At 69.3% G+C, this 15,485-nt stretch carries 12 protein-coding genes and 1 pseudogene; 6 read left to right on the forward strand and 7 right to left on the reverse strand.

Translation table 11 applies throughout. From position 1 onward, the window contains the following. Positions 1-202: 202 nt before the first annotated feature. From HET64_RS25390 to HET64_RS25420, 7 genes are all read right to left on the reverse strand, one after another. Positions 203-934 (reverse strand): phosphatase PAP2 family protein, encoded by a 732-nt coding sequence (locus HET64_RS25390; protein ID WP_215109321.1) that lies wholly within the window; start codon positions 932-934, stop codon positions 203-205. A 423-nt stretch (positions 935-1,357) separates the two neighbouring features. After that, the gene (locus tag HET64_RS25395) at positions 1,358-2,353 is read right to left on the reverse strand and encodes an NlpC/P60 family protein (protein WP_374105577.1); all 996 of its coding nucleotides are present in this window, start codon (positions 2,351-2,353) and stop codon (positions 1,358-1,360) included. 151 nt (positions 2,354-2,504) lie between these two features. Then, positions 2,505-3,089, reverse strand: a complete 585-nt coding sequence (locus HET64_RS25400) for a hypothetical protein (protein WP_215109323.1) — start codon at positions 3,087-3,089, stop codon at positions 2,505-2,507. Continuing rightward, positions 3,086-5,533 carry an alpha/beta hydrolase gene (locus tag HET64_RS25405; protein ID WP_215109325.1) on the reverse strand — a complete coding sequence of 816 codons (2,448 nt, stop codon included), beginning with the start codon at positions 5,531-5,533 and terminating at the stop codon, positions 3,086-3,088. Before HET64_RS25405 ends, HET64_RS25400 begins: the two co-directional genes overlap by 4 nt. A gap of 230 nt (positions 5,534-5,763) precedes the next feature. Then, a complete protein-coding gene (locus HET64_RS25410; RefSeq protein ID WP_374105576.1) occupies positions 5,764-6,240 on the reverse strand; it encodes a hypothetical protein in 477 nt (158 codons plus the stop codon). 80 nt (positions 6,241-6,320) lie between these two features. Further along, positions 6,321-8,141: an alpha/beta hydrolase gene (locus tag HET64_RS25415; protein WP_215109327.1), complete on the reverse strand. Its 1,821-nt coding sequence runs from the start codon at positions 8,139-8,141 to the stop codon at positions 6,321-6,323. After that, entirely contained in the window at positions 8,138-8,545 is a 408-nt protein-coding gene (locus tag HET64_RS25420; protein ID WP_308370375.1) for a hypothetical protein, read from the reverse strand. The genes HET64_RS25415 and HET64_RS25420 overlap by 4 nt, the downstream gene beginning before the upstream one ends. A 649-nt stretch (positions 8,546-9,194) precedes the next feature. Here HET64_RS25420 and HET64_RS25425 point away from each other — a divergent pair. The 6 genes and pseudogenes from HET64_RS25425 to HET64_RS25450 form a co-directional block, all read left to right on the forward strand. Then, complete coding sequence (locus tag HET64_RS25425; RefSeq protein WP_003968086.1) at positions 9,195-9,503, forward strand: hypothetical protein; 309 nt, start codon at positions 9,195-9,197, stop codon at positions 9,501-9,503. A gap of 180 nt (positions 9,504-9,683) precedes the next feature. Further along, positions 9,684-10,553, forward strand: a complete 870-nt coding sequence (locus tag HET64_RS25430) for a hypothetical protein (protein ID WP_215109331.1) — start codon at positions 9,684-9,686, stop codon at positions 10,551-10,553. Further along, positions 10,543-11,892 (forward strand): hypothetical protein, encoded by a 1,350-nt coding sequence (locus tag HET64_RS25435; RefSeq protein ID WP_215109333.1) that lies wholly within the window; start codon positions 10,543-10,545, stop codon positions 11,890-11,892. Before HET64_RS25430 ends, HET64_RS25435 begins: the two co-directional genes overlap by 11 nt. Next, a complete protein-coding gene (locus tag HET64_RS25440) occupies positions 11,889-13,439 on the forward strand; it encodes an SCO6880 family protein (RefSeq protein WP_215109335.1) in 1,551 nt (516 codons plus the stop codon). The genes HET64_RS25435 and HET64_RS25440 overlap by 4 nt, the downstream gene beginning before the upstream one ends. Before the next feature lie 164 nt (positions 13,440-13,603). Further along, on the forward strand, positions 13,604-15,022 hold the full coding sequence (locus HET64_RS25445) for an ATP-binding protein (protein WP_215109337.1): 1,419 nt from the start codon (positions 13,604-13,606) through the stop codon (positions 15,020-15,022). A gap of 1 nt (position 15,023) precedes the next feature. Beyond that, a pseudogene (locus HET64_RS25450) lies at positions 15,024-15,485 on the forward strand (type VI secretion protein); the annotation flags it as partial.

A 15,485-nucleotide genomic window follows, 5' to 3' on the forward strand; every position in this document is an offset into this window, starting at 1 on the left:
GACCCGCCCGCCCGCGGGACCTGGCCGAAGCACGATCCCCCGGACGCTCGGAGGCGTCCGGGGGATCGGGAGACCGGTTCGATCAGCTGAAGAGAAGAGCCGGGGAGAAGAGCGAGAGGGAGACGGAGACGGAGTCGGAGACAAGGCCGGATTGACCTAGTTTGACCGGATCGACGGGGCTGACGGACCCTGACAGGGACCGTCAGGCGGCCAGGTCCTTCTCCCCCAGGTCGCCCCGTCCGGAACCGGGCCGCGGCTCGGGGATGCCCATCGCCTCGCCGTGCTCGTCCGCGTACGCGACGTCCGCGCTCTTCGACCGGACGAACCAGCCCACGCGCGACGAGCGGGCGATCGCCGCCATCAGCGGGGTCAGCAGCGCCATGGCGAGCGGGGCCAGCAGCAGGGCGACGGCCGTACCGAGGGCGAAGCCGCCGATCACGTCGGTCGGGTAGTGGACGCCCATGTAGACCCGGCTGAACCCGGCGAAGAGCGCGAGGCCGATCGCGACGAAGCCGAACTTCCGGTTCGCCACGAAGATGCCGACGGCGATGCCCATCGCCAGGGTGGAATGGTCGCTGACGAACGAGAAGTCCGTCTTGCCGTGGATCAGGACCTCAAGGCCTTCGTGGTCGTTGAACGGGCGCGGCCGTTCGACGAAACCGCGGATCGGAACGTTGATGAGGATCGCGATGGCGGCGGCGAGCGGCGCCCAGACGATGGCGGCGGCAGCCGTCACCGAGTCCTCGGCCGTCCCGCGCTTGCGCATGCTCCACCAGCACCACAGGCCCACCAGCACCAGGCCGAACATGATCCCGTACTCGCCGACGAACTCCATGACCCGGTCGAACCAGGTCGGAGCGGCCTTCGCGAGACCGTTGATGTCGTAGAGCAGACTGACGTCCGGGTTCGACCCGTCGAGTTCGAGTCCAGCCATCTGCTGCGGCCCCTTGCCTTGTCTGCTTCTTCTGCTGCGACGCGCGTCCTTGCACGCCGCCGTGGTCGAACCCCCGTGTCCGGTGCTGTCCGCTACCGCACTGCGCGACATCGCCGTACCGCGTCACCGCGACGCATGGTCCGTGCGCATGCCGTTCCCGTCCCCTGTCCAGGGAACGGCCCGGCTGTCGTGTGCGTTCCACTCTCCACCGAATGATCACCATGACGTTATCGAAGAGTGACTCGTCATCGCAGCTCAGGGCCCAGGCTTCACAGAGAGTTCCGGACACGGCCGACTGCCCGTCAGCACCCTTGGCCCCTCCGGAAGCCCCGGACGTTACACCCGTACGGGAGACGCCGGGAAACGCCTGGAGCCGCCGGGGAATGTGCGGGAGACACCCGGGAGGCACCTGGGAGACATCCGTCACCCTGGGGGCAGATCCGTCGGAAGGGCGGCGGCGCCGTCCTTGGTGACCCGTGTCGCACCGAAGTAGTCCGGCGTATCGATCTTGTCGAACCGGATGACCGCCCCGGTGAACGGCGCGTTGATCATATAGCCGCCCCCGACGTACAGACCGACGTGCCGGATCGCACGCGAGTTGGTGAGGTCGTCGGAGAAGAACACCAGATCCCCCGGGAGCAGCTCGTCCCGCGAGGGATGCGGGCCCGCGTTGTACTGGTCGTTGGCGACGCGCGGCAGCTCGATGCCGACGGTCCGGTACGCCGCCTGGGTCAGCCCCGAACAGTCGAACCGGCCCTGCTGCTCCGGCGTACCGTTGCCGCCCCACAGATACGGCGTGCCGAGCTTCTTCTGTGCGAAGTAGATGGCCCCGGCGGCCTGCCGGGAAGGCGCGACACGGCCAACGGGCCGGGCGAAGCTCTTCTCCAGCGAACGGATGATCTTGACGTAGTTCTGCGTCTCCTTGTACGGCGGGACGCCGCCGTACTTGATCACCGCATAGGCGCCGGCGTTGTACGCGGCGAGCATGTTGCTCGTCGGGTCGCCCGGCACCTTCTTCACGTACCCGGCGAGCTCGCAGTCGTACGAGGCGGCCGAGGGGATCGCGTCGGCGGGGTCCCACACGTCCCGCCTGCCGTCGCCGTTGCCGTCGATCCCGTGCGTGGCCCACGTACCGGGGATGAACTGGGCGATGCCCTGAGCGGCGGCGTGGCTCTGCGCCTGCGGGTTCCAGCCGCTCTCCTGGTACAACTGCGCGGCCAGCAGCGCCGGGTTGATGGCGGGACAGAGGTTGCCCCACTTCTGCACCAGCGGCTGGAACCGCGCCGGGACCGCCCCCTTGGCCAGCGCGACGGCACCGCCGCCCCCCGACCCGGCGAGCCCGGCGGCGGCGGAGTACGTACCGACGACGAGCAGCGCCAGGAAGCACATGACCATGCCGACGCCGATGCCACCGAACACCCAGAATTTCCGCACCCCTCAACCATCCCCCATCGGGGCGCGCTTCAGAGCCTTTTTCGACGGTGTGTACGAGTCATCCGCGGCACACCACCGGCGCACCCGAAGCACACGGGGGCGCCGACGGCTCACCGGCACCAGGGGTGACGCGGCCTCAGCCGCCCGCCCCCGACCAGAAGTCGGAGCGGACGTTGGGGCGGGGCAGCGGATAGACGTCCTTGTACGCCGGACCGTTCGGCTCGGCGGTGGGAGCGGCGACCTCGGACTCCTTCACGCACGGGCTGTCGGCCTCCAGGAAGGCCTGTCCCTTCCCCCGGAAGGAGACGCTGACACCGAATCCGCTCTTCGTGACCGCGTAGACCGCCGGGAACTTCTCGTCCTTGTTGACCGCCTTGATCCGGTAGTCGTTCTTCCGCCAGAACGTCTCCGCACGGTCCAGGAACGTCTGACGGAGTTCGGGGGAGACGACGGTCATGACGGCCCGCCGACGGGTCACACCGCAGGCGCGCGTGGTGGTCGGCCCGTGCGCCCACCGCACATCGGGGTCGATGCCCTTCAGGACCGCGTCCAGCATCGCGTCGGACTGCTCGGCAGCCTCCTGCATGTCCATCCCGCGCTCCTTTCCGGTGCTCACGCCGCCGTCACGCGCGCTTACGTCCTCACTCCCGCACCCGGACAGCACAACCCCCAGGGCAAGGAGCACCGCGCCGAGGGGCAGAGCCCGCTTCGCTCGACTCACTTCGGTTCCTCCATCTTGAGCCGGTCGGCGTTGCCCGACACGATCAGGGCGATGCTGTCCGCGGACACGGCGTCGCGTTCCGGGCTGAAGTAGTTCGAGTGCGAGTCCAGACTGATACCGCTCCCGCTGACGAGCGGCGGACCGTCGGCCACCGGGAAGCGCCGCGCCCCGAACGCCTTGCTCGCCGGATCCTTCCCGAACCACAGGTCGTCGTCACCCGGATCGGCCAGATCGCCGCCCAGATAGGCCCCACCGGGGCCACCCAGGGCCAGCCCGATGCCGCCCACCACCACCTGGGTCTTCGAGGGCAGCTTGGTCACCGGGTCGTTGGCTGCGGCGCCCACGAAGACGTGCTCGCTGCCGACGCCGAGATCCACGGCGTGGTCGACGCCCACCCCCGGACTGCCGACCAGGATGATGTCGTCGACCCCGGGAATCCCGCCGGGCCGGGCCGCCGCGGCGCCCACGGTCCGGGACCCGTAGGAGTGCCCGATGGCCGTCATGTGCGGGTCCTTGTTCTGGTTGGTCACGGAGATCCCGTCCATGAAGCCGCGGTAGGCCTCCCCGCCCTTCTCGGCGCGCCCCGTACCCATGACGGCGAAGTAGCCCGCCGCCCCGTCCTTGTCCGGCAGTTGCGGCGCGTCGTACCCGAGCCAGACGATGGACGCAGTGGAGTCGTCGTACCCCTGCGCCCCGATCGCGGTGTCCCGGGCCCGCCCGAGGTCGTTCTTGGCGAACTCCTCGTCGAGCGAGGTGTTGAGCCCCGGTACGTACGCCGACACGTGCTGGGAGGCATCCGGGTTGCCGAACGAGACGATGGCCCGCCCGTTGCCCTCGTCCCCGATCCCGATGAGATACATGGGTGGCTTGCCGTTCTCCTTCAACTGCCGGTCGATCTCCCGCAACCCGGCCAGCTGGTCACGGGCCTTGTCGGTGTCGACCCCCTCCAGCTTGTCGATCAGCGCGGGAAGGTTCCTGCGGTTGGCGGCGTCGCGCGCGAGGACCGGGATGCCGTCGAGGTTGCCGATCCGCTCCGGGACGAGCTCGATGTACCGTTCGCGCTCCTCCGGCGAGAGCCCGTCCCACCAGGCCTTGTTCCCGGCGGGCGTGGCGTTCTGCGGGATCCGCCCGCTCAGGTGCGCGCGCTCGGCGTCCCGCACCTCGGCGTCGACCCGCGCCCCCGAGCCGGGTATCGCCAGCCCGGCGCCGGCGCCGCCGACCGCCTTGTTCCAGTCCCAGGCGGCGCCGACGTAGTCGCCCCGATCCCACTTCTCGCCCGCGCCCTGGGTGTCGCGCCCCCACTGGTCGACGATGCGCTGACCACTCTCGCCCGGCCGCAGGACCGCGTCGACGACCCCTTGGACGTCGCCGCCCAGCCCGTCCCCGAGGAACCCGTCGAGGAACCCGCCGCCGTTGGGGCCCGGGGGTCTACCCGCGTCGACCGGCACGATGGCATCGCTCGGGGGGAAGGCGTCGCCGCCTTGGTCGCCGTCCTGGCCGCCCCCTTGGGGACCTGAAGTGTCACCGGAGCCGTTGCCACCGCTCCCGCCGCTGCCCGCGGTGCTGCCGCTGTCTCCGCCAGTACCGCCGGTGCCGTCGGTGCCGTCGGTGCTTCCGGTGCCGCCAGTGCCTCCGGTGGTCGTGGTCCCTCCGGTGTCAGGGGCGCCACCGCTGGTACCGGTGCTGCCGGCACCACCGGTGAGACTGGACTCGTCACCACCGCCGCCGTCGGCTCCCGCACCGCCGTCCGTACCGGCACCCGAAGCATCATCGCGCCCGCTGCCGTTGCCGGCGCTGTTCCCGCTCCCGCTCCCGCTCCCGCTGCTGCTGCCGTCGGCGCTCCCGCCGCCGGCCACGACGTCGTGCCCCGGCGCAGGGCACGAGCCACCGGTGAGTTCGCAGATCGCGCTACGGATCTCCGCGGTGAGCTGCCGGCCGGTTCCGGTGGCCGTCAGCCCGCCGACGAGCGCGACGACCACGAGGACGAGGCCCAGATACTCCAGCGCGGTCTGCCCGGCGTCGCGGCGGAGCTTCATCATCCGGGCGAAGCTGAACAGCCGTTGCTCGGCCCGCTGCTCCAGACCGCTCCGGAACCATCGACGGCTCCCCGGCCGGCACAGCAGCACGATGACGGCCGTCGGTATCACCAGCCGGGCGACACCTCCCGCCCCGGCCCCGCCGCTCAGCTCCGCGAGAGCGCCGAGGACGATCCACGCCTGAACGGCGAGAAGCCCGTACCAGACCCGGACGCCGCCCTTACGGACGTACAGCGACAGCACAAAGGCGCCGATGCCGGGTAACGACGCGTAGACCAACAGCCCGAGAAGGTACCCGTCGACCGCGTCCACCGAGGACGCCGTCGACAGTGCCCTGATCGCGCCCACCAGGGTGGCCACGAAGAGAACGTGAAGAAGGATCAGCACCGCCTGCAACGGCCGGGGCATCAACCGCCCCGAACCCGCAACGGCAGCGCTTACATCGACGCCAACAGGGACCGCGCTTCTTCGTATGCCGGACAAGAGCAGTCCCCTACCTCGTGAGTGGGCGGAACGGGCGACAGATCAGTCACTCCGCGTATGCGACCACACGGGCAGGGGACACGACATGGGCCCCAGGACCCAATACAGGGCTCAAAGCCCGTACACACCGGCCCAGTTGAGCCAACTTGCCCCGATCACGACCCCGGTGCCGCGACCCCGGGGGCGCCTGCCGACCAGAAGTCGGAGTGGATGTTGGGGCGGGGGATGAGCCGCGCTTCCGGATCGAGAAACGCTGTGGCACGGCTGGTGGAGTCGGCGACCTCGGAACGGCGGACGCAGGGGCTGTCCACGTCGAAGTGCACTTGACCCTTATCCGCCACGATCAAGGTCACTTGAAACCCGTCCCGGGTTTTCGCATAAATGGCGGGGAAATCCATATCATTGTTGATTGCCGTCATGCGGTAGCCGCCCTTTCGCCAGAAGCGGTCCACCACGCCTAGAAGACTTCCCCTCCGCTGGGCAGAGACGACCGTCATGACCGTCCTCCGCCGAGTTACGATGCAGCCGCCCGTGGTCGTAGGACCATGAACCCAATGCACATCGGGTTCAATCTCCTCCAGGACGCTATCGAGGATCTCGTCCGCTCGTTCCGCCGCTCCCTGCATATCCACGCTTCCCCCTCGCGTTTCGCTACAACCTGCTAGCAACACCCCGAAAAGGATGCACATAGCTAGCGACAGGCCTCGAACTTTCACCGCGGGCCTTCCGTCTTGACATTTTGCGAACGTCCTGCAGAGATCAACGCCATGTTCTGAACCGATGTCTTATCAAGTTCGGGGTCGAAGTACTCGGAATGCGCATCAACCGTTAGCTTTCCCCCTGCAATCAATGGCGGCCCGTCCCCCACCTCGAATCGCCTCGCCCCGAACGCCTCGCTAGCCGGGTCCTTGCCAAACCAGACATCATCGTCACCCCTATCGGCCAAGTCACCGGCGACATAGGCCACTGCCGGTCCACCAAACAACATCTCGACCGCCCCCACGGCCGACTCACTCTTCGAGGGCAGCTTGGTCACGACATCGTTCGCCGCTGCTCCGACAAACACATGATCGCGGCCCACCCCCAGATCTTCCGCCTTTTCGACGCCCACCCCGGGGCTACCGACAAACACGATGTCGTCAACACCAGGAATCCCACCCGGATGTTGTGTAGCAGCACCCACAGTCCGGGAACCGTAGGAGTGGCCGATAGCAGTCAGATGCGGATCTTCACTCTCATTGGTCGCCTCAATTCCACTCATAAATCCGCGGAATGCCATGCCGCCCTCCTCGGCGCTTCCACCTGCAGCAACAGAAAGCGACCTGAGCCCATCCGGCGACTGTGGTGCGTCGTATCCGAGCCAGGCGATCGCAGCGGCGGGAGCTCCATATCGATTTGACGCGATGGACAAATCGCGCGCCCGCTTCAAATCGCCATCAGCAAACTCCTCATCCAACGATGTATTCAACCCCGGCACATAAGCCGCCACATTCCGCGCCGTATCAGGATTCCCGTACGAGACGATCGCCCGGCCGTTTCCCTGATCCCCGATCCCGAGCAGGTACATCGGTGGCTCCCCCGGCCCCGGCACCGCCCTCAACTGCCGGTCGATCTCCCGCAGCGCCGCAAGCTTGGTCACCGCATCGTCGTCGTCCCGGCCCTCCAGCTTCCCCATCAGCAGCTGAAGGTTGTCCCGGTTCGCAGCGTCCCGTACGAGGGCCGGGATCCCGTCCAGGTTGCCGATCTGATCCGGGTACACCGCGAGGTACTCCTCCCGCTGTTCGTCCGTCAGACCGGCCCACCACGCCTTGCGCTCCGCCGGGCTCGCATCGTGCGGGATCGCGTTCCTCAGATAGCCGCCCGCCGCCTGCCGCACCGCCGCCGCATCGGCCGCGGCGTCCTTCCACGTCGCAGCCGGGACATCCAGGCCCTCCTGCGCCTTCAGCGACCGCAGGATCCTGGCGTACCGCCAGTCCGCGTCGGCCGCCGTCCGTACGGCCTGCGCCACCCGGTCCGCGATGTCCTGGGCCTTGCCGGCGTTCGGGTTGGGGGCCACGAGACCCGAGGGGGTGACCATGCCCGGGTTCGGCACACCGGACGCCGTCCCGCCCGCCAACGGCTTCCCGTCGACCAGGCCCTCGCCCGCCGCCGGATACGTCACCGAACCATCCGCGTGCACCGTGAACCTCAGCGCCGCCGCATCGTCCAGCGCCCCCTGCAACACACGCTGCTGGGCCCTGATCTCATGGGCCAGGCTGTTCAGCGTGGTCCGCAGCAGTCCGCACTCGGTATAGATGTACTGGAAGTTCGTCCCCAGCCTGCGCAAACGCCCCACGGCCGCCCCCACAGCCTCCCCCTTCTGCGTGTTGCGCAGGCCGGGCAGGAGTTGGCCCTCGATACGGTCCCGAGCCGCATCGGCACGGTTACTCACCCGCCCCCAGCCGTCCGCCGCCTGCTCCAGTTCGGCGCACTTCACCTCACGTAACGCGGTCCAGGTCAGGGCGGAACCGGCACCACCGCTCCGTCCGCTCACCACGCGCCGCCACGGCCCGGCGTCTTCACCCCGTCGAAGCCGCTCTTCACCGCCTCGTTGGCCTGCGCCTGGCCCCGGACAACCGCCCGCAATTTCCCGGCGAGGCTCCCGCACTCGCCTCGTGCGCCCTCGATCCGACGCTCCCACGAGGCGCGCACGGCGGTGAGTTCGACCAGCGCGTCCAGCGCTCCGGCCCCGGCGATCAAGCCCTGGTGCGCCGCCCCCAGCTCGCCCTTCACCGGGCCGAGGTGCGTGACCAGCTGGTCGGCTCCACCAGCGGCCCTCAGCCACGGACCGCCGCTGTGCCGAAGATCCCCGCCCCCGGCCTCTCCCGCCGATCCGGCCGGCGCCCTGAGTCGCTCCCCACCATCGTTCGGCTGCCCGACCACGGTTACTCCGCCCACACCGCTCACCCCGTTCCTCTTGATCGTGGAGCGGCACTGTGCCAAATCCGCGGTGAGCGACATGCCGTACGCAAACCCGTCGGGTCCCGGCGCCGTACGCCCCCGGTCCCGTGGATCCCGGCCGGGCAGAGCGGGGCACCGTTTCCCGCAGAGCCGCCCGGTTCACCCGAACGAAGGGGGAGCCGAGCGCCAGCAGCCTCACCGGCACCCGGCTGCCCGGCGGCACGCGCCCCGCCGAACGCGGACTCACCGACCCAACCCATCCACGCCCTGGGGCTCCGCCCTCCCCCAGCGCGCGCTTCCCCACCCGCACCTGACGAAGCATCGAACAGGAGGCCGACCGGCGCACCGACGACTCTCGAACGGCGCATACGAACACGCCGTGCCCTACGAACGCTGCAACCGCGTCAGAACCCATGGCCACCGTCGTTGCTCCTGGTCACACCCCGTGATACACAGAGTAACCAGGTGTATGCGTGGAGAGCCGGACGAGCCGCAGGTCAGGGCGACCGCCCCGGTCAAACGTGCGAGATCCGGGTAAAGAGACCCGGGAAGGCGTCGTGCTAGCGCGGTTTCATCAGCGAAGATAGAAGGCGACCCGTGCCGGACGGCACGGGCAGCGAACTACCCAACAGGGGCGGTGACTTACATGATCCTGGCAGCAGAGAAGGGCGACATCACCACCATCATCGGCGGAATCGCTCCGGACTGGGGGCCGTTCGGGACGCTGGGCAACGAGGCGCGCATCATGATCGAGGTGGTGATGGCCATTGCCATTCTGCTCTGCCTCGGCATCGCGATCTGGGGCGCGGCGAAGCAGCGCATCGGAGCGACGGCACTCCGCGACACGTTCAGCGCGGAGCAGGGCAAGGGCCTGATCGTGGCAGGGCTGACAGGGGTCTTCATCATCGGCTCCCTGGGCACCCTGTTCACCATCGTCTACGGAATGGCCGTCTGACCCACCGTCGGCCATCCTCTCCGGGCCGTCCCAGCCCGCTCCCCACCATCCGCCCGTCGTGCCCACCGGCTGAGGTTGCGTTTCCCTGATGTCGAGTCACCACACCGCGCTCAAGCGGCAACCAGCACAGCTACCGTCGTCCTGCGCGGATCTGCACACGACCGAGGGAGCGAACGCGGCATGAGTCCCGGTGACGAGCACGACTACCGCGGCAAGGACCAGGGGGGCCGACCGGACGACCCGTACAGCACCCTCGGCGGCACCCGTCAGACCCGCACCCGTCTCCCCGACGGTGACGCGGGGCTCCCTCACGCGCGCCGCCCGGTCCGCAACTCCCGCTCGCTCGTGACGATCACCGGTGTGGTGGTCCTCCTCATCGCTGCCATCGCCTTCGCCAACCGCGGCGGTGGCAGCGACGAGGACGCCGCCCCGGGCGCCAAAGAGCCCGGAACCACCAGAAGCGCCCCCACCGCGGCCACCGGCACCAAGCCCGTCCAAGGCAAGAACGGCACGATCGCCTCCGGCTTCGCCCACGACGAACAGGGGGCGCAGAGCGCTGCGGCGAACTATGCGGTGGCGCTGGGGTCTGCGGAGATGTTCAACGCTGAGTCCCGGCGCGGCATCATTCAGGCAACACATGATCCGGCGGTGGCCCCCGGGCTCCAGGACAGCCTGGACGCCGCCTATTCGCCGGCGTTCTACAAGAACGTCGGACTCAATGACGACGGCAGCACACCCACCGGGCTGAGTTTCGTCTCTCGGACCGTCCCGGTCGGTACGAAGGTCGTCAAGATGAAGGCCGATGTCGCCACCGTGGAAGTCTGGTGCACCGGTCTCGTCGGCCTGGCCGGGGAGGGTTCCACCAAACCGGTCACCGAGACCTGGTTCACCATCTCGCAGGAGATCAAGTGGGTCGGCGACGACTGGAAGATCACGTCGTCGCGCCAGACGGAGGGGCCGACACCGGTCAACGGTGACAACCGTGCCGCCACGGCTGACGAGATGGCCGCTGCGGTTGATGCGTACGGAGGCTTCACCTATGCCCGATAGCCGCCGGTTCCGCCTCTCCTCGCTGGTCGGCGCCGCAGGTCTCGTGCCTGCCGTGCTGATCGCCATGACACCGCGTGCCTCCGCGGCTCCCACACCGACCCCGACGCCGGCTCCCGGTGAGAGCGACAACCCCTGCGACCTCATCGTCGGACTCGCCAAGGATTACTGCGAGGACGGGGAGAACGCCCGCAGCGGTTCGCCTGCTCCGACCGACATCGACAATCCCACCGACCCCCTCTCCTCCCTCGCCCGAGGCTGCGCCGACGCCGCCTCCTGGATCGTCGGCAAGCTCAGCGAGGCCGTCGATTCCACGGCCAACGTCGACTTCACCAACCCCAAGTTCCTCCAGCAGTACGCCGTCATCTTCGCGGCCTCCACCATCCTCACCCTCGTCCTCTGGCTCCTCGCCGTGGCCAAGCGGGCCATCCGCGGCGTCCCCCTCACCACCGCGATCTCCGAGGCCGTCGGCTTCCTCTGGCTCACCGTCCTCGCCTCGGCCTTCACCCCGCTGATCCTCTACACGATCGTCTCCGCCACCGACGGCGTCACCGAGGTCATCTCCTCCGCCACCGGCGGCCAGACCGACGTCTTCTTCGGCTCGTTCGCCGAAGCCCTCAAGAAGGGCGAGGACATCGGCGGCGGACCGATCATGCTGATCGTCGTCTCGCTCGTCTCGATCCTCGCCGCCGGCATCCTGTGGCTCGAGCTCGTCATCCGCGCCGCCCTGCTCTACGTCGGCGCGCTCCTCGGGATCGTCGTCTACGCCGGTCTCGTCGACAAGAACATGTGGGGCCACGTCCGCCGCTGGGCCGGCATCATGATCGCGGTGATCATGGTGAAGCCGGTCATCGTCATCGTCCTCGGCCTCGCCGGAGCGCTCTCCACGGGCGACGGCCCCGACGCCTTCTCCGCCGTCGTCTCCGGCCTCTCGATCATCCTGCTGGCCATCTTCGCCTCCGCCATGATCTACCGCTTCGTTCCCGGCTTCGGCGACGAGATCCAGGGCGCCCGCACCAACCGCAAGCAGGCCACCGACGGCGCCCAGGCCGCAGCCATGATCAGCTCACCGGCCGCCCTCGTCTCCCAGGGCATCAAGACCCACAGCGGCCGCAACGACCAGAACAGCGGCGGAGGCGGAGGCGCGCGCCCCGCCAACCCGGCCAGCGGCGGCGTCGCCGCCCACAGCTCCCGCGCCACCGGCGGCGGAGGCGGCGGTGCCCCCTCGCCCCGCAGCGGGTCCGCACCCACCTCCGGGACCCCCCACAGCAGCCGCTCCCCCCGAGGCGGAGGCGGCTTCGGCACCACAGGTAACTCGAACACAGGAGGTGGAGGGCGTTGACGACCCAGTCCCACACGATGACGCCCCGCCGCACGTATCTCATCGGCCGCGCCCGGCCGAACGCGATCGTCGGCAAGAACCGCGAGACCGGCGAGATCGCCCTCATCATCGTCGGCGCGTTCCTCGGCATGATGAGCGGACTCCTCGTCCCCGTCCTCTCCCTCCGCATCGTCTGCCTCGTGGGCTTCCCGATGCTGGCCCTCGCCATCGTGTACGTCCCGTACAAGGGCCGCACCTTCTACAAGTGGTTCGAGATCAACCGCAGTTTCAAGCGCTCCCTCCGCCGCGGCACCGCCTACCGCTCCACCGCCGTGGAAGCGGGCGTCAGCTCCGACGGCCGTGAGGTCGAGATCGGCCCGCCCCCCGGCATCGGCCGGATCAGCTGGCTCGCCGCCCCCTTCGGCCCCGACGAGATCGCCGTCCTCCTCCACGCCGACCGGCGCACCGTCACCGCGGCCATCGAGATCGAGGGCCCCGGCGTCGGCCTGCGCGACAGCGAGGACCAGGAAGCCCTCGTCGACCGCTTCGGCACCCTCCTCAAGCACGTGGCCAACGGCGACGGCTTCGTCACCCGCCTCCAGATGCTCGCCCGCACCCTCCCCGCCGACCCCGACGCCCACGCCAAGGACGTCGCCCAGCGCGGCGACAAGGCGTCCCCGGGCTGGCTCCAGGAGTCCTACGACCAGCTCCAGTCCATGGTCTCCACCTCCAGCGAGCAGCACCGCGCCTACCTCGTCGCCTGTATGCACTACAGCCGCGAACTGGCCGCCGAGGCCAACGCCATGGCCCGAGCCGCCCGCCCCCACGGCGGCCGCAAACTCGACCGCGACGCCGGCCTCGCCGTCGTCATGGCCCGCGAGCTCACCGACATCTGCGCCCGCCTCGCCGAGGCCGACATCCGGGTACGCCAGCCGCTCGGCCAGAGCCGCCTGGCCTCCCTCGTGCACTCCATGTACGACCCCGACCACCCCATCGACCACATCCAGGCCATGACCAAGCGCAACGCCTGGCCCGCCGAACTGGACGCGGTCGAGCCCACGTTCCTCCAGGCCAAGACCCGCGAGTCCACCACCCGCGCCCCCTGGTGCCACGCCACGGCCTGGGTGAAGGAATGGCCGATGACCCCCGTCGGCGTCAACTTCCTCGCCCCGCTCCTCGTCCACACCCCCGACGTCATCCGTACGGTCGCCGTCTGCATGGACCTCGAACCCACCGAGGTCGCCATCGAACGCATGCTGACCGAGAAGACCAACGACGACGCCGAGGCCAGCCGCCAGGCCAAGATGAACCGCACCGTCGACCCGCGCGACATCGCCGCCCACGGCCGGCTCGACCAGCGGGGTGAAGATCTCGCCAGCGGTGCGGCCGGAGTGAACATCGTGGGGTACATCACGGTGTCGTCCCGCTCACCCGAGGCACTCGCCCGCGACAAGCGCACGATCCGCGCCTCGGCGGGCAAGTCGTATCTCAAGCTGGAGTGGTGCGACCGCGAGCACCACCGGGCCTTCGTGAACACGCTCCCGTTCGCCACCGGCATCCGCCGCTGACGCGCGGGGCCGTCACAGCGCCGCTGACGCGCGGAGCCACCACGAAGACCGAGACCAACCTCCCCACATCGAGCCGCACACACCGAACCGCATATCCCGAACCGCGCACACCGAACCGCGCATCCCGAACCGCACACCCCGCAACAAGAGAGGGCACCCCCACCATGCGAGACCCCCTGTCCGCATTGTCGGATGCCTTCACCTCCTTCCTCTTCGGCAAGGTGGAGACGACCCGCCTCCCCGTCCGTACGTCGACGGGCCAGGCCCAGGCCGTCTACCTCCCCACCGCCGCCCCCGGCCTCGGCGACTCCGGCGTGATCATCGGCCGCGAGGTCTACAGCGGCAAGGGCTACATCTACGACCCCTTCCAGCTGTACGGGCAACAGCTCCCCGCCCCCCACTGGCTCGTCCTCGGCGAGTCCGGCAACGGCAAGTCGGCGCTGGAGAAGACCTACGTCCTGCGCCAGCTCCGCTTCCGTGACCGCCAGGTCGTCGTCCTCGACGCCCAGGGCGAGGACGGCGTCGGCGAATGGAACCTGATCGCCCAGGAGCTGGGCATAACCCCCATCCGCCTGGACCCGACCGCAGCCCTCAACGGCGGCATCCGGCTCAACCCCCTCGACCCCTCCATCACCACCACCGGCCAGCTCGCCCTGCTCCGTACGATCATCGAAGTCGCGATGGGCCACGGCCTCGACGAGCGTTCCGGCTTCGCCCTGAAGGTCGCCCACGCCTACGTCACCGCGACCAACACCCACCGCCAGCCGGTCCTGATGGACATCGTGGAGCAGCTGCGCCACCCCGAGCCCGAGTCCGCCGAGGCGATGAACGTCGACATAGACGATGTACGGGCCTGGGGCCTGGACGTCGCCCTCGTCCTGGACCGCCTGGTCGACGGTGACCTGCGCGGCATGTTCGACGGCCCCACGACCGTCGGCATCGACCTCGACGCGCCCCTGATCGTCTTCGACCTCTCGCACATCGACCGCAACTCGATCGCGATGCCGATCCTCATGGCGATCGTCGGCGTCTGGCTGGAGCACACCTGGATCAGGCCCGACCGCAAGAAGCGCATCTTCCTGGTCGAGGAGGCGTGGCACATCATCAACTCCCCCTTCGTCGCGCAGCTCTTCCAGCGCCTCCTGAAGTTCGGACGCCGCCTCGGCCTCTCCTTCGTCGCCGTCGTCCACCACCTCAGCGACGTGGTGGACGGAGCCGCGGCGAAGGAAGCGGCAGCCATCCTCAAGATGGCCTCCACCCGCACGATCTACGCCCAGAAATCGGACGAGGCCCGAGCGACCGGCCGGGTCATCGGCCTGCCCCGCTGGGCCGTCGAGATCATCCCGACCCTCACCCCCGGCATCGCCGTCTGGGACGTCAACGGCAACGTCCAGGTCGTCAAACACCTGATCACCGAGGCCGAACGCCCGCTGGTCTTCACCGACCGCGCCATGACCGAGGGATCGACGGACGACCTGCTTCCCGAGGACATCCGCGCCGCCGAGCTGGAGGCGGAACAACGGGCTGCCCGCATCGAGCACCAGCAACGGATGAACGAGTCGTCAGAGTCAACGGTGGCATGACATGGCACGCCAGCCGGCACGCGGCCGGGGCCCGGCCCATCACGACGGACACGACCGGCCCCAGGGCGGCGGCGGCATCCCGGACGGCCTGCTGATCGGCCTCCTGGGCCTCCTCTTCGCCGCCACCCTGGTCGGCTGGACGGCCACCGGCCTCGCCGGGCTCTTCGCCCACGGGGCCTGGCCGGACGGCGTGACGTTCGCCCGGTCCCCACTCGCCCTGCGCGAACTGGCCACCGCCCCCCAGGACCTCGCCGCGGCCTGGCCGGGGACGCCCCCGGCCCAGCTCTCCGGGTACGGGCTGTTCTGGGGCCTGTTCATCGGCGAACTGATGGTGCTGTTGGTCCTCGTGGTGTTCACGCTCGGAGTCGTGGCCCGTGGCCGTGCCGTACGGGAACGGCGCCGCGAGGAACGAGCCTTCGGAACGCCGGAGAAGCAGCCCCCCGCACAGAGCCCACCCCCGGCC

It is taken from the genome of Streptomyces sp. McG3 (assembly GCF_018619185.1).
GTDB lineage: Bacteria > Actinomycetota > Actinomycetes > Streptomycetales > Streptomycetaceae > Streptomyces.

Coding starts and splice junctions, on each gene's coding strand:
- HET64_RS25435 (WP_215109333.1), top strand. CDS start 10,543: ATGCCCGATAGCCGCCGGTTCCGCCTCTCCTCGCTGGTCGGCGCCGCA.
- HET64_RS25445 (WP_215109337.1), top strand. CDS start 13,604: ATGCGAGACCCCCTGTCCGCATTGTCGGATGCCTTCACCTCCTTCCTC.
- HET64_RS25430 (WP_215109331.1), top strand. CDS start 9,684: ATGAGTCCCGGTGACGAGCACGACTACCGCGGCAAGGACCAGGGGGGC.
- HET64_RS25405 (WP_215109325.1), bottom strand. CDS start 5,533: ATGCCCCGGCCGTTGCAGGCGGTGCTGATCCTTCTTCACGTTCTCTTC.
- HET64_RS25425 (WP_003968086.1), top strand. CDS start 9,195: ATGATCCTGGCAGCAGAGAAGGGCGACATCACCACCATCATCGGCGGA.
- HET64_RS25390 (WP_215109321.1), bottom strand. CDS start 934: ATGGCTGGACTCGAACTCGACGGGTCGAACCCGGACGTCAGTCTGCTC.